Consider the following 313-nt stretch of genomic DNA (forward strand, 5'->3'; position numbering starts at 1 on the left):
CCAGCTCCAGCTCGCGGATCTGCGCGGCTATGGAGGCGGATTCGCGGCCCGTGCCGTGCGTGCCGGTGGACGTGGCCCCGGCGACGGTCTGCTCCATGATGTCGCCCATGTTCGTGAGCGACAGGCCCTCCCGGGCCAGCGCCACGTTGAGCCGCTTGAGCGGGGTGCCCGACTCGACCGTCACGCTGATCTTCGCGTTGCTGAGGAGCTTCGCCGCCTCGTCGGGGATCTCCTCACCGGGCTCCGGGTCCGACTCGGCGTCCAGCTGCTTGAGGGTCGCGGCGTCGACGTCCAGGTCCAGCTCGAACGAGAG

Annotated in this window: 1 protein-coding gene; it reads right to left on the bottom strand. The window is 70.3% G+C overall.

The genetic code is table 11. The features are described from left to right. Positions 1–313: FAD-binding protein (locus tag OQ02_RS45465; protein WP_033443857.1), on the bottom strand; the 313-nt coding region annotated here is incomplete at both ends.

It is taken from the genome of Saccharothrix sp. NRRL B-16314 (genome assembly GCF_000716595.1).
Taxonomy (GTDB): Bacteria; Actinomycetota; Actinomycetes; order Mycobacteriales; family Pseudonocardiaceae; genus Actinosynnema.